This is a genomic window from Curtobacterium sp. 314Chir4.1 (genome assembly GCF_900215175.1).
GTDB classification, from domain to species: Bacteria; Actinomycetota; Actinomycetes; order Actinomycetales; family Microbacteriaceae; genus Curtobacterium; species Curtobacterium pusillum_A.
The window spans coordinates 670,978-691,422 of the sequence record NZ_OCMI01000001.1 but is presented as its reverse complement, the minus strand read 5'-3'; the positions used below and the strand labels follow the sequence as shown (position 1 = coordinate 691,422).

24 protein-coding genes are annotated in these 20,445 nt (G+C 69.1%); 14 read left to right on the top strand and 10 right to left on the bottom strand.

Annotated features, from left to right (window positions below; genetic code table 11):
- Positions 1–48: 48 nt before the first annotated feature.
- On the bottom strand, positions 49–501 hold the full coding sequence (locus tag CRP27_RS03205) for a SufE family protein (RefSeq protein ID WP_097179282.1): 453 nt from the start codon (positions 499–501) through the stop codon (positions 49–51).
- Entirely contained in the window at positions 498–1,403 is a 906-nt protein-coding gene (locus CRP27_RS03200) for a sulfurtransferase (RefSeq protein ID WP_097179281.1), read from the bottom strand. Before CRP27_RS03200 ends, CRP27_RS03205 begins: the two co-directional genes overlap by 4 nt.
- A gap of 182 nt (positions 1,404–1,585) precedes the next feature.
- On the opposite strand from CRP27_RS03200, the gene zapE reads away from it, so the two are divergent.
- The 12 genes from zapE (at position 1,586) to CRP27_RS03145 (ending at position 11,882) form a co-directional block, all read left to right on the top strand.
- Positions 1,586–2,545 carry a cell division protein ZapE gene (gene zapE / locus CRP27_RS03195; RefSeq protein ID WP_255257444.1) on the top strand — a complete coding sequence of 320 codons (960 nt, stop codon included), beginning with the start codon at positions 1,586–1,588 and terminating at the stop codon, positions 2,543–2,545.
- A gap of 177 nt (positions 2,546–2,722) precedes the next feature.
- On the top strand, positions 2,723–3,997 hold the full coding sequence (locus CRP27_RS03190) for an ammonium transporter (RefSeq protein WP_097179279.1): 1,275 nt from the start codon (positions 2,723–2,725) through the stop codon (positions 3,995–3,997).
- A 221-nt stretch (positions 3,998–4,218) separates the two neighbouring features.
- Positions 4,219–5,262, top strand: a complete 1,044-nt coding sequence (locus CRP27_RS03185; RefSeq protein ID WP_097179278.1) for a DUF6177 family protein — start codon at positions 4,219–4,221, stop codon at positions 5,260–5,262.
- On the top strand, positions 5,259–5,627 hold the full coding sequence (locus CRP27_RS03180; protein ID WP_097179277.1) for a hypothetical protein: 369 nt from the start codon (positions 5,259–5,261) through the stop codon (positions 5,625–5,627). The genes CRP27_RS03185 and CRP27_RS03180 overlap by 4 nt, the downstream gene beginning before the upstream one ends.
- 36 nt (positions 5,628–5,663) lie before the next feature.
- The gene (locus CRP27_RS03175; RefSeq protein WP_097179276.1) at positions 5,664–6,023 is read left to right on the top strand and encodes a DUF6507 family protein; all 360 of its coding nucleotides are present in this window, start codon (positions 5,664–5,666) and stop codon (positions 6,021–6,023) included.
- Positions 6,020–8,119 carry an RNase A-like domain-containing protein gene (locus CRP27_RS03170; protein WP_097179275.1) on the top strand — a complete coding sequence of 700 codons (2,100 nt, stop codon included), beginning with the start codon at positions 6,020–6,022 and terminating at the stop codon, positions 8,117–8,119. The genes CRP27_RS03175 and CRP27_RS03170 overlap by 4 nt, the downstream gene beginning before the upstream one ends.
- Positions 8,120–8,126: 7 nt before the next feature.
- Positions 8,127–8,459 carry a contact-dependent growth inhibition system immunity protein gene (locus CRP27_RS03165; protein WP_097179274.1) on the top strand — a complete coding sequence of 111 codons (333 nt, stop codon included), beginning with the start codon at positions 8,127–8,129 and terminating at the stop codon, positions 8,457–8,459.
- 58 nt (positions 8,460–8,517) lie between these two features.
- Positions 8,518–8,865: a hypothetical protein gene (locus CRP27_RS17920; protein WP_141399676.1), complete on the top strand. Its 348-nt coding sequence runs from the start codon at positions 8,518–8,520 to the stop codon at positions 8,863–8,865.
- A 231-nt stretch (positions 8,866–9,096) separates the two neighbouring features.
- On the top strand, positions 9,097–9,921 hold the full coding sequence (locus CRP27_RS03160) for a hypothetical protein (protein WP_097179273.1): 825 nt from the start codon (positions 9,097–9,099) through the stop codon (positions 9,919–9,921).
- A gap of 79 nt (positions 9,922–10,000) precedes the next feature.
- The gene (locus CRP27_RS03155) at positions 10,001–10,804 is read left to right on the top strand and encodes a hypothetical protein (protein WP_097179272.1); all 804 of its coding nucleotides are present in this window, start codon (positions 10,001–10,003) and stop codon (positions 10,802–10,804) included.
- Complete coding sequence (locus CRP27_RS03150) at positions 10,798–11,322, top strand: hypothetical protein (RefSeq protein WP_097179271.1); 525 nt, start codon at positions 10,798–10,800, stop codon at positions 11,320–11,322. Before CRP27_RS03155 ends, CRP27_RS03150 begins: the two co-directional genes overlap by 7 nt.
- A gap of 212 nt (positions 11,323–11,534) precedes the next feature.
- Positions 11,535–11,882, top strand: coding sequence for a hypothetical protein (locus CRP27_RS03145; protein WP_097179270.1), 348 nt, complete (start codon positions 11,535–11,537; stop codon positions 11,880–11,882).
- Between the two features lie 183 nt (positions 11,883–12,065).
- On the opposite strand, the gene CRP27_RS03140 is transcribed toward CRP27_RS03145, so the two are convergent.
- Both CRP27_RS03140 and CRP27_RS18100 read right to left on the bottom strand, forming a co-directional pair.
- Positions 12,066–12,425 carry a hypothetical protein gene (locus tag CRP27_RS03140; RefSeq protein ID WP_097179269.1) on the bottom strand — a complete coding sequence of 120 codons (360 nt, stop codon included), beginning with the start codon at positions 12,423–12,425 and terminating at the stop codon, positions 12,066–12,068.
- Entirely contained in the window at positions 12,422–12,592 is a 171-nt protein-coding gene (locus CRP27_RS18100; RefSeq protein ID WP_176505444.1) for a hypothetical protein, read from the bottom strand. The genes CRP27_RS03140 and CRP27_RS18100 overlap by 4 nt, the downstream gene beginning before the upstream one ends.
- 43 nt (positions 12,593–12,635) lie before the next feature.
- Between CRP27_RS18100 and CRP27_RS03135 the strand changes: the two genes are divergently transcribed.
- Positions 12,636–13,292 carry a tyrosine-protein phosphatase gene (locus CRP27_RS03135; protein WP_097179268.1) on the top strand — a complete coding sequence of 219 codons (657 nt, stop codon included), beginning with the start codon at positions 12,636–12,638 and terminating at the stop codon, positions 13,290–13,292.
- A gap of 119 nt (positions 13,293–13,411) precedes the next feature.
- Here CRP27_RS03135 and CRP27_RS03130 read toward each other — a convergent pair whose 3' ends face one another.
- Positions 13,412–14,383, bottom strand: coding sequence for an aldo/keto reductase (locus CRP27_RS03130; RefSeq protein ID WP_097179267.1), 972 nt, complete (start codon positions 14,381–14,383; stop codon positions 13,412–13,414).
- A 141-nt stretch (positions 14,384–14,524) separates the two neighbouring features.
- On the opposite strand from CRP27_RS03130, the gene CRP27_RS03125 reads away from it, so the two are divergent.
- Positions 14,525–15,493 carry a beta-ketoacyl-ACP synthase 3 gene (locus tag CRP27_RS03125; protein WP_097179266.1) on the top strand — a complete coding sequence of 323 codons (969 nt, stop codon included), beginning with the start codon at positions 14,525–14,527 and terminating at the stop codon, positions 15,491–15,493.
- Between the two features lie 104 nt (positions 15,494–15,597).
- On the opposite strand, the gene CRP27_RS03120 is transcribed toward CRP27_RS03125, so the two are convergent.
- The 5 genes from CRP27_RS03120 to flgK form a co-directional block, all read right to left on the bottom strand.
- A complete protein-coding gene (locus CRP27_RS03120; protein ID WP_176505442.1) occupies positions 15,598–16,512 on the bottom strand; it encodes a hypothetical protein in 915 nt (304 codons plus the stop codon).
- A 57-nt stretch (positions 16,513–16,569) separates the two neighbouring features.
- Positions 16,570–17,523, bottom strand: a complete 954-nt coding sequence (locus tag CRP27_RS03115) for a hypothetical protein (RefSeq protein WP_141399675.1) — start codon at positions 17,521–17,523, stop codon at positions 16,570–16,572.
- Between the two features lie 249 nt (positions 17,524–17,772).
- The gene (gene fliW, locus CRP27_RS03105) at positions 17,773–18,141 is read right to left on the bottom strand and encodes a flagellar assembly protein FliW (protein WP_097179263.1); all 369 of its coding nucleotides are present in this window, start codon (positions 18,139–18,141) and stop codon (positions 17,773–17,775) included.
- The gene (gene flgL, locus CRP27_RS03100; protein ID WP_079235901.1) at positions 18,138–19,019 is read right to left on the bottom strand and encodes a flagellar hook-associated protein FlgL; all 882 of its coding nucleotides are present in this window, start codon (positions 19,017–19,019) and stop codon (positions 18,138–18,140) included. Before flgL ends, fliW begins: the two co-directional genes overlap by 4 nt.
- 2 nt (positions 19,020–19,021) lie before the next feature.
- Positions 19,022–20,443, bottom strand: coding sequence for a flagellar hook-associated protein FlgK (gene flgK, locus CRP27_RS03095; protein WP_097179262.1), 1,422 nt, complete (start codon positions 20,441–20,443; stop codon positions 19,022–19,024).
- Positions 20,444–20,445 lie beyond the last annotated feature (2 nt).

Sequence of the window (20,445 nt, the reverse complement as noted above, 5' to 3'; positions counted from 1 at the left end):
GCACGGTGCCAGCTGGCACCGTGCCTCCCGTCCGTCACGTGGTGGCGTCTACGCGACCGCGGCCTGCGTCTTCACCTGCCGCTGCACCCGGCCCAGCATCCCCACCATGCCGCGGATCCGCAGCGGGCTGACCGCCTCGCTCAACCCGATCGTCAGCGGGTAGTCCGCCGGGACGGCGAGCACCTGCTCGACGGTGAGGCCGGAGAGCCCCTGCGCCAGGATCGAGGCGAAGCCGCGCGTGGTCGGTGCCTCGCGCGGCGCCGTGGCGTGCATCCGGACGATCCCGGGGGCGTCGCCGTCCTCGCCCACGGTGACCGTGATGAAGACGGGCGACTGGCACTCCTCGACGCGTTCGAGTTCGTCCTCGTGCCCCTGCAGGCGCTCGGGCAGCGCCGGGAGCTCGTTCGAGAACTCGAGGAGCAGCTGCAGGCGGTCCTGCTGGGAGAGCTCGAGGAAGTCGTCGCGGATCTCGGCGAGGGACTGGGGGAGTGCGTCGGTCATCGGTCGGTGATCGTACCCGGTTCGGTGCCGACGGCGATCGGGACGCGGACGGCGCTGCCCCACTCGGTCCACGAGCCGTCGTAGTTGCGGACGTTCTCGTACCCGAGCAGGTGCTGCAGGACGAACCAGGTGTGGCTCGACCGCTCGCCGATGCGGCAGTACGCGATGACCTCGTCCGCGTCGCCGATGCCGGCGCCGTCGCGGTAGATCGCGTCGAGCTCCTCGCGGGTCTTGAAGGTGCCGTCCGGCGCGGCTGCCGTCGCCCACGGGATGTTCACGGCGGTGGGGACGTGGCCGGCTCGGAGGGCGCCCTCCTCCGGGTAGTCCGGCGCGGTCGTCCGCTCGCCGGAGTACTCCGGCGCGCTGCGGACGTCGATCAGGGGCTTGCCGAGGTGCGCGAGGACGTCGTCCTTGTACGCACGGATCTCGGTGTCGACCCGGTCGACGACGGGGTACTCGGCCGGGGTGACGACGGTGGCGTCCGTCGTGAGCGCGCGGTCCTCGGCGATCCACTTGGCACGGCCGCCGTCGAGCAGGCGGACGTCCTCGTGCCCGAAGAGCGAGAAGACCCAGAGGGCGTACGCGGCCCACCAGTTGTTCTTGTCGCCGTAGATGACGACGGTGGTCTCGCGACCGATGCCCTTGCTGCCGAGGAGTCCGGCGAAGGCCTCGCCGTCGACGTAGTCGCGGAGCACCGGGTCGTTGAGGTCGGTGTGCCAGTCGATCTTCACCGAGCCGGGGATGTGCCCCGTCTCGTAGAGCAGGACGTCCTCGTCGGACTCCACGACGACCAGGTCGGGGGTGCGGGCGTCCAACTGTTCCTGCAGCCACTCGGTGGAGACGAGTCGCTCCGGGTGGGCGTAGGCGGTGAACTTCTCGGACGTGTCGACCGGTGCGGTCATGGTGGGATACCTCCAGGTGGTCATCCGGCACCGGACTAGGATCGGTCGTCGGTGCCTGTGGGCAACGGTACGCGGACGTACCGTGCCCCTGACGCAACGTGACACCCCACGACATGCTTCCCGGAAGGGCCCTCTTGCCTGAACACCTCGTCGACCGCGACCCGCAGGTGACCCCGCAGCAGATGGCGGACTCGCTCGTGCCGCCGCCGCAGTTCGCGGACGCCTCGTTCGACTCGTACCGACCGGACCCCGAGTACCCGTCGCAGGCGTCGGTGCGGGATGCCGTGGCGGCCTTCGTGGTCGCCGGTCCTGGATCGGCCGCGCCGCGCCGGGGGCTGTTCGGGCGGCGTCGTGCCGCTGTGTCCGACACGGGCGCGAAGTCCGGCGTCTACCTCGACGGCGGGTTCGGCGTCGGCAAGACCCACCTGCTCGCCGCCGCGTACCACGCCGCCACCGGGCGCAAGACGTTCGGCACCTTCATCGAGTACACCGCGCTCGTCGGGGCGCTCGGGTTCCAGGGCACCGTCGACCTGCTCCGCGGCACGTCGCTCGTCTGCATCGACGAGTTCGAGCTCGACGACCCGGGCGACACCATGGTGATGACGCGGCTCATCAAGGAGCTCACCGAGACCGGCACCCGGTTCGCGGCGACGTCGAACACCCCGCCGGGTGCGCTCGGCGAGGGCCGGTTCGCCGCGCAGGACTTCCTCCGCGAGATCCAGGCGATGTCCGACCGGTTCGACACGATGCGCATCGACGGACTCGACTACCGTCGGCGCGCGGTCGACGAGTCGGCCGGGGTCGTCACCGACGTCGAGGGGGCGCTGCCCGCCGGCACCGTCACGCTCGACGACTTCCGAGCCGTGGTCGGACACCTCGCGTCCGTGCACCCGTCGAAGTACGTCGCGATGGTCGAGGACCTGGACGCCGTGGGACTCACCGACGTCCAGGCGTTCACCGACCAGACCGACGCCCTGCGCTGGGTGGCGCTCGTCGACCGCCTGTACGACGCGCAGGTCCGGATCGTCGCGTCCGGGACGCCGCTCGACCAGGTGTACCCCGACGCGATGCTCAACGGCGGCTACCGCAAGAAGTACCTGCGCGCGGCGAGCCGCGTGGTCGCCCTCACCCGGGCCGCTTGACGGACTCGGGGCCCCCGTTCAGGGGACTGCCCGGGTGACGAAACACGACGTTTACACAGCGCACCGTCGCGTTACACCCGCGAAACACTTCGTGCCTCCTCGTGAAACCTCACCTCGCCAGACTCGGTGACACCCGACGCGGTCCAAGAGCCGCAGGTGCAATCGAGAGGTGAACAGATGCTTGATCAGGGCAACACGACGTTCGTGTTGGTCATGGCGGCGCTGGTGTTGTTCATGACACCCGGCCTGGCCTTCTTCTACGGCGGTCTGGTGAAGGCCAAGTCCGTCATCAGCATGATGATGATGTCCTTCGGGGCGATCGCCCTGGTGAGCGTCCTCTGGGTGCTCTACGGCTACGCGATCGCCTTCGCCAACCACGGTGACGGCACGGCGGTCTCCGGCGTCGTCGGCTTCTTCAGCATCGACTGGAACCAGATCGGCCTCGGCCAGGCGTTCGAGGAGGCCAAGGCCTCCACGATCAACGCCGCGTACCCCTCGATGGCGTTCGTCGGCTTCCAGGCGACCTTCGCGATCATCACGGTCGCCCTCATCTCCGGCGCGATCGCCGACCGTGCCAAGTTCGGCGCGTGGATGGTCTTCGCGGGCGTCTGGGTCACGGTCGTCTACTTCCCGGTCGCCTCGTGGGTCTTCAACCTCACCTCCGGCTGGGCAGCGACCTGGGGCGTCATCGACTTCGCCGGTGGCACCGCGGTGCACATCAACGCCGGTGCCGCGGGTCTCGCCCTGGCGATCGTCCTCGGCAAGCGCGTCGGCTTCGCCAAGGGTGCGCACAAGCCGCACAACCCGCCCTTCGTCCTGCTCGGTGCCGCGATCCTCTGGTTCGGCTGGTTCGGCTTCAACGCCGGGTCCGAGGGTGCTGCTGACGGCATCGCCTCGATCGCCTGGGTGAACACGCTCGCCGCCCCGGCCGCCGCCATCCTCGGTTGGCTGCTCGTCGAGAAGCTCAAGGACGGCAAGGCCACCTCGATCGGTGCCGCCTCGGGTGCCGTCACCGGCCTCGTCGCGATCACCCCGGCCTGCGCCGCGCTCACCCCGGGCTGGGGCATCCTGCTCGGCTTCATCGCTGGCATCATCTGCTGCTTCGCGATCGACTGGAAGTACCGCCTCGGCTTCGACGACTCGCTCGACGTGGTCGGCGTGCACCTGGTGGGCGGCATCGTCGGCACGCTCTACCTGGGCTTCTTCGCCAACGACACCGGCCTGATCTACTCGGGCTCGTTCGCCCAGCTCGGCAAGCAGGCGGCCGCTGCCGGCGCCGTCGGTGCGTACTCCTTCGTGCTCGCCTTCCTCATCGGTTGGATCATCGAGAAGACGATGGGCTTCCGCGTCAAGACCGAGGACGAGGTCGCCGGCATCGACACCGCCGTCCACGGTGAAGAGGGCTACGTCCTCTACGAGGACCGCGACGAGACCCCGGTCTCCGTCCGCTAGCACCCGAACACCACCCGTCCGACGGGCTCCGCGCACACAGCAGGCGCGGGGCCCGTCGTCGTGTGTGGGTCGCTGCAGGGCCGGGCGGCGCGGGCGCCCGGTGCGGGGCGGTGGCGCACAACCAAAGTCACCGCGAACTGCGCGATTGCGTGGTGCGAGGTGAGTTTGGTTGTTCCGCGGCACGTCGCACCGCGGGGGACCCCGCCCGGTAGGGTTCGCGCGTGGACGACGACACCCTCGCGCACCCGCTCGTCGACGCCGTGGGACCGGGCTTCGTGGTCAGCGAGACCGACGCCGCCGTGGTCGAGCTCTCCTCCGCGCGCACGGGCCTCGTGCTCGACACCCGTGCCGCCGGGCTGGCGTTCGTGCTGCTCACCCCGCCGACGAGCCGCATCACCACCGCGATGCTCGCCATGCTCCGCCGCACCGGCAGCACCTGGGTCGTCCGCGAGGGGGACCGCTACCGCGCCGCCGGCTCGCCCACCACGGCGGACGACGTCGCGACCGCCATGCTCTCGCCGCAGGCGTCGCCCCGGTCGACACGGCTCGGCGCCGACGAGGTGCCCTGGACCGAGGTCGTCGTCTCCGTCCACCACCCGGCCGCCGAGCAGACCGGCATCGGTCGGACCGCCGAGCTGCTGCTCGAGGGCCTCGCGGGCACGACGCCGTCCGGCTGGGGCACGGTCGAGCCCGCGACGATCGCGTGGAGTGTGGCCGCCGTCACCGACTTCGCCCGACGACGTGCTCCGCGCCCGACCCGACTGGTCTCGACCGCTCCCGTCGAGAGCGGCGTGGCCGCCGTCCAGATCCGGGTCGAGCGGTCCGCCACGGGCGTCACGGAGGAGACGCGGTTGGCTCTGCCACGGCCTGGAGGCACGGTGCACGCCCCTGACGCTGCCTCACCCGGACGCGTGCTCGCGGAACTCGCGCGTCGCCAGCGCGTGCTGCTGGGGACCGCGTGGCGGTCGGCCGGCCACTCGGACGCGACCCTGTCCGCGCGCCAGATCGGCATGCCCGTGCCCCTGGGTGCGATCGTCGGAGCCGCCGCGCTGCGCGACCTCGGCATCGATCCGGCTGCCCTGCCGCCGGGAGCGACGGTCGTCGGACCGCCACGCGTGCCGTCCCTCGTGCTCGACTTCACCCCGCCGCAGCCCGGGCTCACCGGCGGCGCCGAGGTGGAGTCGCGCTGGCGTCGGCTCGCCGAGCTCGGGAACGCACTCGGGCCGCGGGTCGTCGAGTTGCTCGGGGCCGGGGCGCGCGCATGAGCGCCGAGTGGGTGATCCTGTCCGGTCAGCACGTCGATGCCGTGGCCGTCCTGAGCGGTGCCGCCGAGGTGGACCCGGACATCGGTGTCCGGCAGCTCTGGGACGGCGATGCGCTGCAGCTCGTCGACGCGGACGGCGTCGTGCTCCTCATGCTCTTCCAGTCCCGACGGCTCGAGAGCACCGTGGACGCCGAACGGCTGCTCGGGCGAGCACTGCCGCGCCCGCTGCCCGAAGACGACGATCGGCTATGGTGGACCGAGATCCACGCTGCCGCGCAACCCCCGTTCCGGGGGACGGCCGAGCGGATCGTGCGGAACACTGCGGACGCCGCCGGGGGAACGGCAGTGTCCCGCGCCGCAGCATGACACTGACCGAGTCGAACGGGACGACCAGGGGGAACGATGGGGAACGGCTGGCAGATCGAGCCCGCGGGTGTGCAGACCGCGCTCACCGACACCGAGAGCGCCGCGACGAGCCTGTCCACCGCGTTCGACGGCCTCGCTGACGCGCACGCGGCGCTCACCACCGCGGTCGGCGACGACCAGGCGGTCGCCGGAGCGGTCGCTGCGCTCATCGAGAGCCACTCGGCGCTCCTGACCCGTGTCAGCAACCACATCACCGCCGGCCTCGCCGGCGCTGCCAACGCGACCCTCGCCTACTACCACGGTGACGAGGAGATGGCCGCGACGGCCCAGGCCAACGCGATCCGTGCCTCCAGGACAGGCGACTTCTCCGGTGTCGACCTGGGTGGTGACCAGTGACGGGCCAGTGTCGGGCCGACGGCCTGATCGACCCGGACGCGATCCCCGGCGCGAACATCAAGGCGGAGCAGGTCGACAGCGCCGGCACGGCGTTCTCGACCTCGGCGACCGACGTGCAGACGCGCGGGTCCGCGGTGAAGACGGCCTGGGCGAAGCTCGGCGGCAGCTACACCACCCCCGACTCGGCCGAGCTGCTGACCGTCATGGACGGGGTCGAGACGGACACCGCGTCGCTCGCGGCGACCCTGCAGAAGGTGTCCACGCACCTCAGCGACTACGCCACGGCGGTGGCACCGATCGCGAAGCGGCTCGTCGAGCTCAAGGCCGAGGCGGAGACCTTCGTCGCGAAGGCACTCAAGGGCAAGACCGTCGGACCGTGGGATCCCGAGCACCCGGCGAACCAGGGCATCGTCGGCCTGGTCCAGAACTTCGGGCAGCAGTTCGACGACGCCCACCTGCGCTGGGACGAGTACACGCCGTACGTCGACGAGAACAACGACCTGCTCACCAAGGTCGCCGAGCAGGAGACGAAGCTCTCCGCCGCCTCCGCCGAGTGCGTCAACGCCATCAACGGGCTCCGTACCGACATGTGCCTGGCCGAGGTGCAGGCCGTCGACTACACCGCAGCGGTCAAGGCGAACCAACCGATGCCGTGGGGGAGCACCGGACGCGGCGACCAGTCCTGCTCGGAGTCCTTCAGTTCCGGGATGGACGACGCGCTGCAGGGGACGCTCGACGGTCTCGGTGGCCTGATCGGCTACAACTCGCAGACCGGCGGGTGGGGTGACGGTGACTGGGCAGCGCAGTCCTGGAAGGGCTTCGCGGAGTCGCTCGGGCTCATCGCACTGATGGGCAGCCCGCCGCTGCTGATCGCCGGTGCGCTGCCGAAGGGCATCCTGCCGGACGTCGTCAGCGACACCGCGCGGAACATCCTCGACCAGCAGAAGACCCTCGTCGAGGGCTTCGTCGGATCGCCGGAGGACTGGCGCGACGACCCGGCGCACGCTGCCGGCGGTGCCGCGTTCAACATCGGGACGCTCTTCATCCCCGGTGCCGGCGAGGTCGGGGCCGGCGCGAAGGTCGCTGCGCTCGGCTCGCGGCTCGCGGTGCTCGGTGCAGACGGGTCCAAGCTCGCGGCGTTCGGGTCGAAGCTCGCGGCCGCCGGTGGCACGGTCGTGCGTGTCGGGGACGCGGTGTCGGCGCTGCCCGGGAAGGCGTTGTCCGGGGTCTCGGACCTGCTGGCGCGGGGGCGCGGCGGGTTCGCGGATGCGCTCCGGGGGCTCGGGGACAGGATCCCGACCGTGAAGGTCAGCGTCGAGCACGCCATGGCGACGCCGGACGGATTCGGGGTCGGGGTCGGGCGGCCGCACATCGAGGTCGGGCGTCCGGACCCGGGGTCGCACTGGTTGCACTCGGTGGCGGACCGGGTCGACGGTGGGGGCGAGCACGGCTCGTCGCGGGGGCCCCAGGACTCGCACGATGCATCGCCTCAGACAGGTGGGACGCCCTCAGAGCAGCACCATGAGCCGACTCTCGGAACGGAGGGCGGGACCTCCGGGGACGAGGTCCGAAGCGTGCACTCCGATGCACCCCCGAAGCTGTTCGATGGCGCAGCAACACCCGTCGTCAGAGATGGCACGCCGTCGCTCTTGACCGACCATCACTTCTCGCACTCGTTCCTCGATGCCGGCGGGCTGGAACGTCATGAGGGACCCGGTGGCTACCCGAAGGCGCATACACTCGAAGAGCACTATCTCGGTCGACACGGGCCGATGACGGACGCTGAGATCGCGTCGCGCGCAGACATGAGCCCGAAGGGGAACAGCGCGTTCCGAGTACCGCCGGACGAGCTCGATCGACTCATCGGTCGAGCGCTCGATTCAAAGTCCGATGAGATCAGGTCTTGGCTTGGGGACGACCCGGCGAAGCCCGCCAAACCAGGGTCGACGCAGTTCACAGTCGTGTTCGACTCGGATATTGGGCGACATTTTGCCGAGGGGAAGTTCACCGATGTGCGACGAGTGTTCATTCAGCTGAAGTGGTCTCAGCAAGCGCCGGGGCACTTCTGGATCCGTACCGCTTATCCGAAGCCTTAGGAGCAGCATGAACATCGAACAGGTCGAACAAATCGATGAGGACACGTACCGCGAGCTCCTTCCGATGGTCGGCCGACTGTTGGAGGGCATGTACCTCAGGTGGTACGTCGACTTCGATTCCGTCGACGAGATCGTTCTCGATCTCATCGAAGGCTACGATGAAGACGACATCAAGCGGATGCTGCGGGAATTCGATGATGTCTTCGCCGCCGGACTTGCGCCGTCGAACGCGGAAGGCCTGCTTTCGCGCCTTGATTCGGACGCCCCTCCTGGGCGGAACGGGCTCGACGGCCTAGAATGGCTTCAGCGCATCCGGGCGATTGTTGCATCGGCGTTGTAGATACGTCTACGGAAGAATACGCCGCTGCGGATCACCGGGCACTCCGGAGGTGCGATACATGCCTGACATCGAAGATCTTGGCACGGTGGAACTTCGTCGGACCCTTCCTGCGCTCTCGTCTCTCCTCCCTGCAATCTTCTACCCCACTTGGGAGATGGACTACCGTGATGCGTCTGAAGCATTCGATGATGCTCTGGAAGGATTTTCTGCACAGTCCGCCATCGATGTACGAGCGGAGATTGAATCCTTACTCAGTACCGATACGGACGATGCAGCCGTGTCTGCTCTCCTCCTCAAGCTGAACGCCAGCGTCGACCCGATGAACCACACCGGATTGGGGGGACGGGCGTTCCTCGAGGAATTCGCGAACGCAGTCGTAACGCACGTTTTCCGGCCGTCGGCCTAGCGACGTCCATCGAGACACCGGTAACAACAAATCATTGAGCCCTTGGTGCAGGGGCCGATTCGTGGGCCAAAGGCTTGGCCGATCGAGTCCTGTATCTGACGCCATCGGCCAGCAGGATGCACCCGTGATCCTCAGGCGCCAGAGCGCAGACAGTCTGCAGCGCGTGATCATCGAGGATCCCGTCTCCTTCGAGACGTCGACCCGAGCCGGAGGACTGGAACGTTGAACTCCGTGGAAGATCTGCAGGGTTTGCAGAATCGCCTTGCGATCTTGACCTTCGACCGCATGCCGAGCGGCTGGTCGCGCGCGGCTTCGGTCTTTGTGAACATCGGTGTTTCGTCGCGACTGCAGCGGGCGGTGCTCACCGCGAGCGGAATGAATTTTGGCCCTCCCGCCGACCTGGCGGAGTGGCAAGCCTGGAAGGATCTTCGCGTCTCGATGTCGGACGCCAATCACGGCGCTTGGTTCACGGGGCGGCTCCAGGTCGAGAGCTCGGGAGCCTATCGGTTCGATTTCGACTGGGACACTGAGCCGCAGTGGCCGGTCCAGGTCGACCTCGACGGCAACATCGTGCGGTCTGAGCGCGTCGAGACCCAGCAGCTTCGCGACGATCTGCAGCGGTACCCGCGGGATGCCGAGACCACGCCGGAGTGGCTCATCCAGCGCCTCGCAGCCAATCCGCTTCGTTTCGTGGATGCGTGGCAACCCGCTCTCGCGCCGCTGGCGAACAGTGAGAACTGGGTGATCGTTCGAGACATGATCCGCGACGCTATCCAAGCCGGTAGTGATGGCGCCGGCGTCGCAGTGGAAGCGGATCAGGTCGCTGAGGTCGTCTCCAGCGAACTCGTCGGCTCGACGCGCGTCGGACAGGTCGTGCGCCTCTGCCGTGAGGCGTCCGAGGGCGGACTGATCGGGTTCAGACCGGGGTCGACTGCGGATGCAGCGGAGCCCACGAGTGCGGCGCTCGACAATGATGAGGTCCTACGGGCCAACGTCGAGGCCTTGATGGGTCCGCTAGTAGCTCTTGCCGGGCAGGAACTCCTCAACGCGCGGTGAACACCATGATCATCGTCGGATCCGAGGGCCTTCACGACCACCAACTGCGCTCCGAGGGCTCGGGGACAAGATCCCGACCGTGAAGGTCAGCGTCGAGCACGCCATGGCGACGCCGGACGGGTTCGGGGTGGGGCTCGGGCGGCCGCACATCGAGGTAGGGAACCCGGGGTCGGGTGGGCACTGGTTGCACTCGGTGGCGGATCATGTCGACGGTGGGTCGCACGACCACGGAACGCCGGTGACGCACGGGGCGGAGACACCAACGGGCGTTCACGACCCTGTCGCTGACGCGGTTTCGAATGATGCGCGGTTGCGACCTCACGATTCCGAGCCCGCGGTGACATCCGAACAGCGCTCCGTGCTCGCCGAGCAGATTCACGAGCGGACCGGGTTCAGGCCGCCGGACACTGCCCGACTCGAACAGCCCGTTCTGGGGACATCGGAAGGCGCCAACCGCGGGCACTGGGCGGCGATTTCACGGACTGCTGGTGGCCACGGAGCGCTCGACCAAGAATGGGTGACCGGTTTGCGGCCGCTCCCTGACGGACGCATCCCTGAGTACATGGTGCCGAACCCCTCCGGCGCAAAGGCTCTGGAATTCGATGGCTTCGAAGTCGTCGGTGACCGCCCGCAGTACCTTGAGGTCAAGGGCAACTACGGCTGGTTGGAGTCGATGACTCCGGCCCGCCGCCAAACGATCATCAATGGCTGGCTCGACTCGGCGGTCGCAAAGCTGGACGCGATGGACGAACCCGACGCGGTCCTTCGTCGGGTGTTCACTCGTGACCGAGACGTTGCGACACAGTTCGCTCGACTCGCCGCCGACTACGATGGACTGGTCGTGGAACACCGGCCTCCACCGGATGGGTTTGCAGGATGGTGAGCAGCGTCATTGACGTTTCAGGTTGGCAGTTGAAAGTGCAGTGGGCAGCGCGGCAACAGTCTGCTGAGGAGATCGCGGATCTCGCATTGCAGAGTTGCGATCGGTTCGTCCGAGCGTTCCCGGTGTTTGAGGGAGCGTGGAAGGTGAGCAGCGAGGTCGGCTCGGTCGAGTACAGGGACAACGCAGCGCCCGAACTCGTGCGATCGAGCCTGCTGCGTGTCGACGGTGAGCCGGATCCGGCTCGGGGGTTCAGCTTCTTGCTGCTCTCGCCAGTGATTGACGGTAGCCATGCGGCCATCCGCGTGCGTGCCGGTGCCACACATCAAACGCGACGGGTGGCACCGAACTCGGTCTCTGTGGACTTCTCTTCGGTGGATTTCGGCGAGCCGGTGACTCTGAGCACGTCGGGTCCGGGTTTCGAAGCATTCGTTGACCTCGCAAAGTCCCTCGAGGTGCTCTGGGAGGCAGAGAGCATGAAGGTTGCCGACCGTGCTCCTGAGGACCTTCTCGGTGAATGAGTTGGGAGCGGCGGGAGCTTTGTTGTCTGAACCGAGACAACCCGTGAGGCCTGAGCTTTGATCGGACCCTGCCTGAGCGTGAAGACCAATGTCGCCGACTGGTACCTCGTGGCCGACTGGGATGCAAGGCCCGAGTCTGCGGACGTGATCGCTGCCCGCCTGGTTGACACTTCCGCCGCGATCAAAGTTGCGCTGCCTGTGTGGAGGGTGACATGACTGGATTGACCGAGATCGGGTGCGAGAACTACTCGGAGACCATTCCTCTCCTTGGGGGCTTCCTGGAGAACCTCTACCAATACTGGTGGGATGACTACTCGTCCGTTGCCGACTACGTCGACTTCTACATCGACGGGTTCAGCCGCGAAGAGCTCCCTGGAATGTCGAAGGAGTTCGTCTCGCTGGGTGCTGACGGCGCCGAGGGTCGGGAGGTAGACGCATTTCTTCGTCGGATGAACGCGAACTACCGCCTTGGTTCCGGGTCAGGTCGGGCGTTGTTGCGCGAAGTCGGCAAGCGAGTAGAGGAGCTCGCCGACGGCGCGGTTCCAAAGGTCTTCGACTGAATGGTGAGCACTCGGACTCGACCGAGTTTCGAACACGACCTCCCCTTCGTACTAGCGACGTTCTCAGGCCTTGAGCTGAACGTTGCCATCACGGCGCTCGGACGGTCACGGGGGCGGCGAGGAGCGCTACCGCCCTCCACATGAGCGCCGGGACGACAGGGCCTTGACAGTCTCGAGATGAGGTCACCGTTGGCGGTGCACGTAAGCCCATCGGTTCGCGAATGATCCACGGACCTCGGCCAGCAGCCGCCGCGCGAGGGCAATGCCGTTGTACCCGAAACACTCGATCGTGATCCCTGGGTTCCCGAACACGACACTGCTCGCCACGTTCATGTCGCCGGCGAGGGCAACTGCTCCACACTGGCGGCACGTGAACACCGGTTCTGGGCCGGACATCCAGTCGCCGAGGTGCGAGATGTCCTCGTCGGCTACTTCGCTGTTGCACTGCCAGCAGCGCGGACCTTCCATGTCGCTGACCGCGTCCCACATCGAGTCCTCGACGGAGCAGAGGATCGCGCTTGACGGTGCGCTGCTCCATGTCACTGACGGAACGAGTCGGCGTGCGCACCGAGGGCATCCGGCCCGTTCGCCGACGCCGATCGGACGCTCCAGCCGGACGCGCGGAGCCAATCGTTGACGTCGTCAGCCATTCGTCGCTGATCACGCTCGGCGATGTCGAGGGCGACGATGAGTTCGGTGTGTTCACTCATGGCTCGATCCTCGTAGACGGCTCGTTCCCGGCAGAGTGGACTCATGACGACGACGTCGAACGCCCTCACCAACCTCCGCCCCGTCGGAGGTACCGCCCTCCAGGCCGACCACCACCGGACCGTGTACCGGGCGAACACCGAACCGGTGGACGCGGACGCGTATCCGGCCGGTCTCTCCGCGGTGATCGACGTCCGCCGCGTCGACGAGACCGACGCTGTGCCACATCCCCTCGCCACGACCCCCGGCTATCAACGAGTCCCGATGTTCGATCCGTCGTCGGGCCTGGAGTCGGCCGCCGAGGCGATCGCCCTCGAGGACCAGTACATCGACTGGCTCGACCGGCACCGCAGCGGGATCGCCGACGCACTCCGTGCCGTCGCGGCCACCGATGGTGACGTGCTGGTCTGCTGCTCGGCCGGGAAGGACCGCACCGGGATCGTCAGCGCGCTGCTCGCCCGGCACTGGGGCGCAGACCTCGACGCGGTCGGTGCAGACTACGCGGTGAGTGCCGAGCGGCTCGTCGACCGCTTCGCTCGGGAACGCGCAGCGAGCGCTGACCCCGAGGCCACCGCAACCGCGCAACGGTGCGTCCCCGAGATCATGACCACGGTCATCGAACACGTCGAGCGCCGCTGGGGGAGCGTCGACGACTACTTGCGGGCCATCGGCCTGCAGGACGCGGAGATCGCGGCGCTCTGATCGCGACAGTGGTCGCATTCTCGACGTGACCACGCACTGGAGGCGCGGTGCGGGTCCGACCCGCACCGCGCCTCCAGGCAGATGGTCGCGTCAGCGACCCGTTGGTCCCGTCGGCGACGTCACCAGGCGTAGTCCTCCGGCGAGGTCTTGTGCCCCGGGAAGATCTCGTCGAGCCGGTCCAGTGCACGCTGGTCGAGGCGGATGTCGACGGCGCGGACCGCGGACTCCCACTGCTCCATGGTGCGCGGGCCGGTGATCGGCGCGGTGACGCCGGGCTGGTGCAGCAGCCACGCGAGGGCGAGCTCACCGGGGGTGTGGCCGAGCTCCTTCGCGAAGGACTCGTACGCGGTGAGCTGGTCGCGGTGGCCATCGACGTACTCGGCGCTGCGGCCGCTCAGGCGGCGCGAGCCCTGCTCGGTCTTCTCGATGATGCCGCCGAGGAGACCGCCCTGGAGCGGCGACCACGGGATGACGCCGAGGCCGTACTCGCGGGCGGCGGGGAGGACTTCGCGCTCGATGTCGCGGACGACGAGGTTGTAGATCGACTGCTCGCTGACGAGGCCGAGGGTGTTCCGACGCGCGGCGACCTCCTGCGCCTGGGCGATGTGGAACCCGGCGAAGTTCGACGAACCGACGTAGAGCACCTTGCCCTGCTGCACGGCGACGTCGATCGCCTGCCAGATCTCGTCCCACGGCGTCGCACGGTCGACGTGGTGGAACTGGTAGAGGTCGATGTGGTCGGTTTGCAGCCGTCGGAGGCTGGCGTCGAGGGCCTGCCGGATGTTGTACGCGCTGAGCTTCCCGCCGTTCGGCCAGTCGATCATGTCGCCGTAGACCTTCGTCGCGAGGACGGTCTTCTCGCGGCGGCCCCCACCCTTCGCGAACCAGCGGCCGATGATCTCCTCGGTGGCGCCCTTGCCCACCGAGCCGCCGTAGCCGTTGGCGGTGTCGAAGAAGTTCACGCCGAGCTCGTGCGCCCGGTCCATGATCGCGTGCGAGTCGTCTTCGCTGGTCTCCGGGCCGAAGTTCATCGTGCCGAGCACTGCTCGTGAAACCGACAGCCCTGTCCGTCCGAGGTGTGTGTAGTCCATGGGTCCGGTCTACGCGATCGTGGGTGTGCGTGGCAGGCCCTGCGAGTACCGGCCTCGGGGCTCGGCGCGGAGCGGTTCGGGTGGCGGCTGCATGCCGCGCGGAGCATGCGCCGGTGGGGCAGGGGAGTAGCGTGCCGTCTCGTGAACACCCCAGCTCTCCGTGGCAGCCGGATCCTCGGGTTCGGCCACCACCAGCCCGCACGCGTCCTCACCAACGACGAACTCTCGACCATGGTCGACACGAACGACGAGTGGATCCGCACCCGGACCGGGATCGAGACCCGGCACATCGCCGGGCCTTCCGACACGGTCACCTCGATGGCGATCGAAGCGGCCCGGAACGCCCTCGCGGACGCCGGCATCGCACCGGCCGACGTCGGGCTCGTCATCGTCGCGTCCACCACCCATCGCGACCGTGCGCCCTACACCGCGGGCCGGGTCGCCGCGGCACTCGGGCTCTCGCCGTCCGCCGCCCCGATCGACATCAACACCGCGTGCAGCGGTTTCGAGTACGGGGTCGCGCTGGCCGACCAGGCGATCCGCGTCGGCTCGACCGACATCGCCGTGGTCATCGGTTCCGAGATCCTCTCCGGCATCGTCGACTGGTCCGACCGGTCCACCTGCGTGCTCGTCGGGGATGGTGCCGGCGCGGCCGTGCTCGGCGTCTCCGACGAGGCACAGATCGGACCGGTGTCGTGGGGGAGCGTGCCGCACCTCGAGGAGGCCGTACTCGTCTCCGGGGACCCCGAGCGCTTCAGCCAGGAGGGTCGCTCCATCTACCGCTGGGCCATCACCGAAGCCGCCGACCACGCCCGCGCTGCCGTCGCCGCTGCCGGGCTCACGCTCGACGACATCGAGGTGTTCGCGTTCCACCAGGCGAACCTGCGGATCATCGAGCCCCTCGTGACGGCGCTCGGTGGCGAGTCGAAGTTCGTCGTCCGGGACGTGGTGGAGTCCGGCAACACCTCGGCCGCGAGCGTGCCGCTCGGCCTGTCGAAGGCATGGGCGCGGGGCGACCTGCCCGAGGGTGTGCCGGCGCTGCTGTTCGGGTTCGGCGGCGGGTTCGCGCACGCCGGGCAGGTGGTGACGACGCCGGTGCGGGTCCGGTGATCGGGAACTGACCGACGGTCGGACTGGAGGCGCGGTGCCCGCTGGCAACGCGCCTCCGGCCCGCCTGTCGGTGCGGCCCGGTACGGCCCGCGACCGGGCGGCCCTCAGACCGTGTCGTCGGTGTGGTCGGGGGTGTCCGCCCAGAGGTCTTCGCGCCCCTTCCGACGCGTGATCGCCCGGCGGTCCTTCGGGGCCTTCGTCTGCTTGGGCGCCTTGACCTGCTTGGGCTCCTTCGACTGCTTCGGTTCCTTCGGTTCCAGCACGATCGGGAACTGCGCGGGCGGGAGGCCGAATCCCGTCCGCGAGGCCTGGATCACCTTCCGTCCCAGGGCGTGGTTGCCCAGGCCACCGACCGCAGCGCCGATCCCGAACGGGAGCGCTCGGCCCACGATCGTCGTGCCCTGGCGTGCGGCGAATCGCTTGATGAACTGGTCGCGCACCTGGCCGCCGATCCCGTTCACGACCTGCTTCGGCAGCGAGGAGGTCACCATCTCGCCCCAGAACGCCGTCCGGACCTGACCGCCGGCGATCTGCCCGGCGAGCTGGTTGATCAGCTGCGTGCCGGGCGTGCCGAGGATCATCGCCATCACGAGCATGCGGGCACGCTCGGGGTCGTCCAGGGCGATGCCGTGCACCTCGGTCACGGACTGCGCGAAGAGGGCGGTCGTCTCGAGGAACCCGACCGTCTCCGCCCCGCTCAGGCCCAGGGCAGCGGCCATGCCGACGCCCGGGATCACGGCACTCGCACCCACCGCTGCACCACCAGTCGTGACGGCCGTGAGGTACTGCCGCTCGAGGATCTGGATGATCTCGGCCGGCGTCGAGTCGGGGTGCCGGCGGCGGAGTGCCCGGACGTGCGCGACCACGACGGGGCGCTGCACGCTCAGCACGCGGTCGAGCATCTTCACCCACCCGGCGGGTTGCTGCTCGGGGGTACGGGCGTTCGGGTCGGTGGGGTTCGAGGCCACAGGCGCTGCCGGCAAGGGCACGATCGCCTGGTCCTTCTGCTCTCGGGCCATGCCGACGACGGTACGCCGCACGGGTGGGAGCTCCGTCGGACTGTCCTGAGCGGCGCGTCATCGGCAGGGGATCCCAGCGCGGTGGAGCTTCAGGCGGAGTCGATCCGGGTCCATGAGGTCGGCCCAGGTCACCCGGACGACCGTGCGGACCTCGGGGAAGGACCGGACGAAGTCCTCGCGTTGCTTCTCCTGCCAGTGCGCTTCGGCCGTCGACCGGCCGTCGAGCATCGCGTCGTCCTCGTACTTCGCCCGCCCGTCCACCTCGACGACGACGCCGTGCTCGGGGAACCAGAAGTCGACGATCGCCGTGCGGTCTCCCGGTCGGGCGAACACGTGCTGCTGGACCGGGTCGGGGACTCTGAGCTGCCGGAAGCGCACGCGGCACACCGACTCTGCGGGCGATCCCGACTCCGGCGACCCCATCCCGACCGCCACCGCAGCCTTGTCGCTGCCCCGGGTCGGTCGCGCGGACAGTTCGTCGTGGAGCATCGCCGGCAGGGCTCTTCGATCGTGCAGTGCGGCATCGATCATGGGCACAGCGCTGATGAGGTCGACGGTAGACGCGACGTCGATGAGGGTCCGAACCAGCGAGGTCACCTGAGCGCCGGCGAACTCGGCAGGCATGGTCGGCGGGAGACCGTCCCATCGTGACGGTGACGACTCGGTCAGCGCGTGCACCCGGAGCAGTGCAGTGGTCTCGCCGCGTGCACGGCGCGGGTCCGACACCTCCACGCGGTCAGGAGGTCGTCCCACGAACGGCAGCCCGTGGACCGCCGCAGCTGACCGGTGGGAGATCTCGACCGGCGGACGGATAGCCGGCGCCGTCGCCCGGAGGAGCAGGAGGTGGTTGTGCTCGGGTCGGAGCCCTTCGAGGTGTTCCGGACTGACGAGGACACCCGGGCGGATCGCGACGAGTTCGCCGCGGTGGACCTGGCGTTGCAGCGCACGGCGTTCGGCGCTCGGATGGCCGCCAGTACGGATGAGCGGGACGGCGAAGACTCGTTCGTGCATGCCGCAACCATTGCGCGGTGGACCGCACCACACGGCGGAGGCGGGGTGATCTGTGGATGGTGAGCCGTGCCTCCAGGCTGTGGAGGGGGAGCACGGGTGCAACGTGCGACAACGTCGATGTCGTACGACAGCTGTCTTGTCGCAGACGAGCGTGCGCAACTGTTGCGCGCGCGCAGCAGCGACAACGCCGCTGTCGTACGACAGCGGAGTAGTCGTTCCGAGTCGGCGCGGGCGAAGCCGGCCCGCGCGTCAGCGCCGGGCGAGCTCCGCGCGCAGCGGCAGGTCCTGGTCCTCCAGGATGAGCTGCGCGCCGGCCGAGGTCCGCGCGTTCACGACGATCGGCGCGAGCAGGTTCACCGTCGTGCCGGACTCGCCGGGGTTCGCGACGACGAGCAGCATGGCGTCCTCGGCGGAGGTCAGCCCGAGGCCCGCAGCCTGCTCGTCGGTGAGCTCGGGGGAGTACGAGGGCAGGTGCATCGCGGCGTCGAGCACGAACAGGCGCGAAGAACCCCCGACCAGGGTGAACAGCCCCTCGGCGCCGTCCACCGGGGTCAACGCGAAGACCGGAGCGGGCGCGAGGCCGAACGGTGGGACGGCGAAGGTCAGGTCGATGCTCATCGGAGGTAGTCCATCAGGGTCGGCTGCAGGACCTTCGCGGTGACGGCGAGGGCTGCCTGGTAGTTGGTCTGCTGCACCTGCAGGTCGAGGACGGCCTTCGCGAGGTCCTTGTCCTCGATGCCGGCGCGGCGGTTCTCGAGCGAGACCGTGGCGCTCTTCAGCGAGTCCTGGGCGGAGAGGGCGGCCGCGTGCCGGACACCCACGTCGGCCTGGACGCCGCGCACCGTGCTGATGGCGGCGTCGACGTCGTTGATGCGGGGGTTCAGGTTCACACCGTTCTGCAGGTCGCCGACGATCGAGTCGATCATCGAGAAGACGGACGAGCTGCCGGAGCCGAACACCGCCGCACCGGAGGTGTCGACCCTGACGGTCGTGCCGTCGCCGATGCGTCGGGTGACGTCGGTGCCGGCGGTCGCCCACCCGGTCGCGGGGTCGTACGCGGTCGCGGCCGTCGAGGAACCGGCGAACACCGAACGGGTGCCGTAGGTGGCGTTCGCCTTCGACTCGAGCTCGGTCTTCAGGGACTGGAACTGCGTGATGAACGCGTCACGGTCGGTGTCGCTCATGGTGCCGCTGTTCGCCGCCTGGACGGTGAGGTCCCGCACGCTGTTGAGCACCGAGTACACGCTCGACAGGGTGCTGTCGGTCGTGGCGAGCCAGCCGACGGCGTCGTTGGCGTTGCGGGTGTACTGCGCCGCGGCGGCCTGCTCCTTGCGGACCTGCATCGACGACGCGGTACCGACCGGGTCGTCGGACGGCCGCTGGATGTTCTTCAGCGTGGTCGCCTGGTCGGTCAGCTGCGCGAGCTTCGCGGCCCCGGCCTGCAGGCGTGCGCTGGCGGCCGTCATCGACATCTGGGTGGTCACTCGGGTGATCATGGTCAGCCCCTCCCGACGATTCCGGTGCGGTTGATGATGGTGTCGAGCATCTCGTCGACGGCGGTCAGGACGCGGGCTGCGCCCTGGTACGCGTGCTGGTAGCTCAGCAGGTTCACGTTCTCCTCGTCCAGGTCCACGCCCGCGCTCGACTGCTGCTGCGTGCGCGCGTTGGTCAGGGCGAGTCCGGTGAGCGTCGATTCCGACGAGGCCGACCGGGAGGCAGTGCCCACCCCCGCCACGAAGGTCGCCCAGGAGCGGTCGGCGCCGTCCGACGCCGTGCCGAGTCGCGAGAGCGCGTCGGCGAACGAGTCGTCGAGTTCCCCCGCCGCGTTCCGCGTCGCCAGCCCGCTGCCGTCGGTCGGCACGACGCCGAGGCCCTGGGCGGCCGGGACGCCGGCCGCGAGCGAGAAGAACGGTGTGCCGGTCGCGCCGGTCGGGGTCGTCCCGGTCGCGTGCACGGCGTTGACCGCGGTGGCGAGCTTCGTCGCGACCTGGTCGTACGACGCCGAGGCCTCGGCCAGGGCGCCGCCGGTGCCGTTCGCCGTGACCGGGGCGAGGAGCGAGAGGTTCCCGCCGATCGAGCCGCCGGACAGCGACACCGCGCCGGCGGTGCCCGAGGTCCAGGTCAGGGTCACCGCGGCCCCGTCGGCCAGGCGCTGCCCGCCGCCGAGGGCGACCGAGCGGGCGTCGGTGCCCTGCACGATGGCGTTGCCGCCGATCAGGACGTCGACCGTGCCGTCGGTGTTCTGGCGGACGGTGCCGCCCGCGAGGGACGAGATCTGCTCGGTGAGCTGGTCCCGCTGGTCCATCAGCTCGTTGGCGTTGCCACCGGAGGCGAGGGCGGTGCGGATGCGGCCGTTCAGGTCGGCGACCTGCGAGGCGGCGCTGTTCAGCTGCTGCACCTGGCCGTCCACGGTGCCGCGCACGCTGGACCACTGCGCGTCGATCGCGTTCGAACCGCTCGCGAGCGCACTCGCGACGGTCTTCGCGGCGCCGATGACCGCGCTGGCGGCACCCGGGTCGTCGGGGTGCGTGGAGAGCTCGCTCCACGACGACCAGAACGCGTCGAGCTTGCTGGCGAGACCGTCGTCGCCGGGCTCGTTCAGGCCGGTCTCCAGCGCGGACAGCGCAGCGGCGCGGGCGTCGGCGTAGGCCGAGGACCCGGAGGCGACGCGCACGCCGGCGTCGAGCGTCAGGGACGCGAGACGGGCGATGCCGTCCACCGAGACACCCTGCCCGGCGAGGGCTGCGGTCCCGCGCATGAAGCCCGTCTGGGCGGCGGGGATCGACGACTGCGAGACGCGCTGACGGGTGTACCCGGCGGTGCCGGCGTTGGCGATGTTCTGCCCCGTGACGTCGATGCCGGCGCGTGCTGCGGCGAGGCCGGAGTACGCGGTGGCGAGGGATCCGAAGGTGCTGACCACGG

Excerpts from the sequence above, each read along its gene's own strand:
- CRP27_RS03205 (WP_097179282.1), bottom strand. The coding sequence starts at position 501 with ATGACCGACGCACTCCCCCAGTCCCTCGCCGAGATCCGCGACGACTTC.
- CRP27_RS03200 (WP_097179281.1), bottom strand. The coding sequence starts at position 1,403 with ATGACCGCACCGGTCGACACGTCCGAGAAGTTCACCGCCTACGCCCAC.
- zapE (WP_255257444.1), top strand. The coding sequence starts at position 1,586 with ATGGCGGACTCGCTCGTGCCGCCGCCGCAGTTCGCGGACGCCTCGTTC.
- CRP27_RS03190 (WP_097179279.1), top strand. The coding sequence starts at position 2,723 with ATGCTTGATCAGGGCAACACGACGTTCGTGTTGGTCATGGCGGCGCTG.
- CRP27_RS03180 (WP_097179277.1), top strand. The coding sequence starts at position 5,259 with ATGAGCGCCGAGTGGGTGATCCTGTCCGGTCAGCACGTCGATGCCGTG.
- CRP27_RS03175 (WP_097179276.1), top strand. The coding sequence starts at position 5,664 with ATGGGGAACGGCTGGCAGATCGAGCCCGCGGGTGTGCAGACCGCGCTC.
- CRP27_RS03165 (WP_097179274.1), top strand. The coding sequence starts at position 8,127 with ATGAACATCGAACAGGTCGAACAAATCGATGAGGACACGTACCGCGAG.
- CRP27_RS17920 (WP_141399676.1), top strand. The coding sequence starts at position 8,518 with ATGCCTGACATCGAAGATCTTGGCACGGTGGAACTTCGTCGGACCCTT.
- CRP27_RS03150 (WP_097179271.1), top strand. The coding sequence starts at position 10,798 with ATGGTGAGCAGCGTCATTGACGTTTCAGGTTGGCAGTTGAAAGTGCAG.
- CRP27_RS03145 (WP_097179270.1), top strand. The coding sequence starts at position 11,535 with ATGACTGGATTGACCGAGATCGGGTGCGAGAACTACTCGGAGACCATT.
- CRP27_RS18100 (WP_176505444.1), bottom strand. The coding sequence starts at position 12,592 with ATGAGTGAACACACCGAACTCATCGTCGCCCTCGACATCGCCGAGCGT.
- CRP27_RS03135 (WP_097179268.1), top strand. The coding sequence starts at position 12,636 with ATGACGACGACGTCGAACGCCCTCACCAACCTCCGCCCCGTCGGAGGT.
- CRP27_RS03130 (WP_097179267.1), bottom strand. The coding sequence starts at position 14,383 with ATGGACTACACACACCTCGGACGGACAGGGCTGTCGGTTTCACGAGCA.
- CRP27_RS03120 (WP_176505442.1), bottom strand. The coding sequence starts at position 16,512 with ATGGCCCGAGAGCAGAAGGACCAGGCGATCGTGCCCTTGCCGGCAGCG.
- CRP27_RS03115 (WP_141399675.1), bottom strand. The coding sequence starts at position 17,523 with ATGCACGAACGAGTCTTCGCCGTCCCGCTCATCCGTACTGGCGGCCAT.
- fliW (WP_097179263.1), bottom strand. The coding sequence starts at position 18,141 with ATGAGCATCGACCTGACCTTCGCCGTCCCACCGTTCGGCCTCGCGCCC.
- flgL (WP_079235901.1), bottom strand. The coding sequence starts at position 19,019 with ATGATCACCCGAGTGACCACCCAGATGTCGATGACGGCCGCCAGCGCA.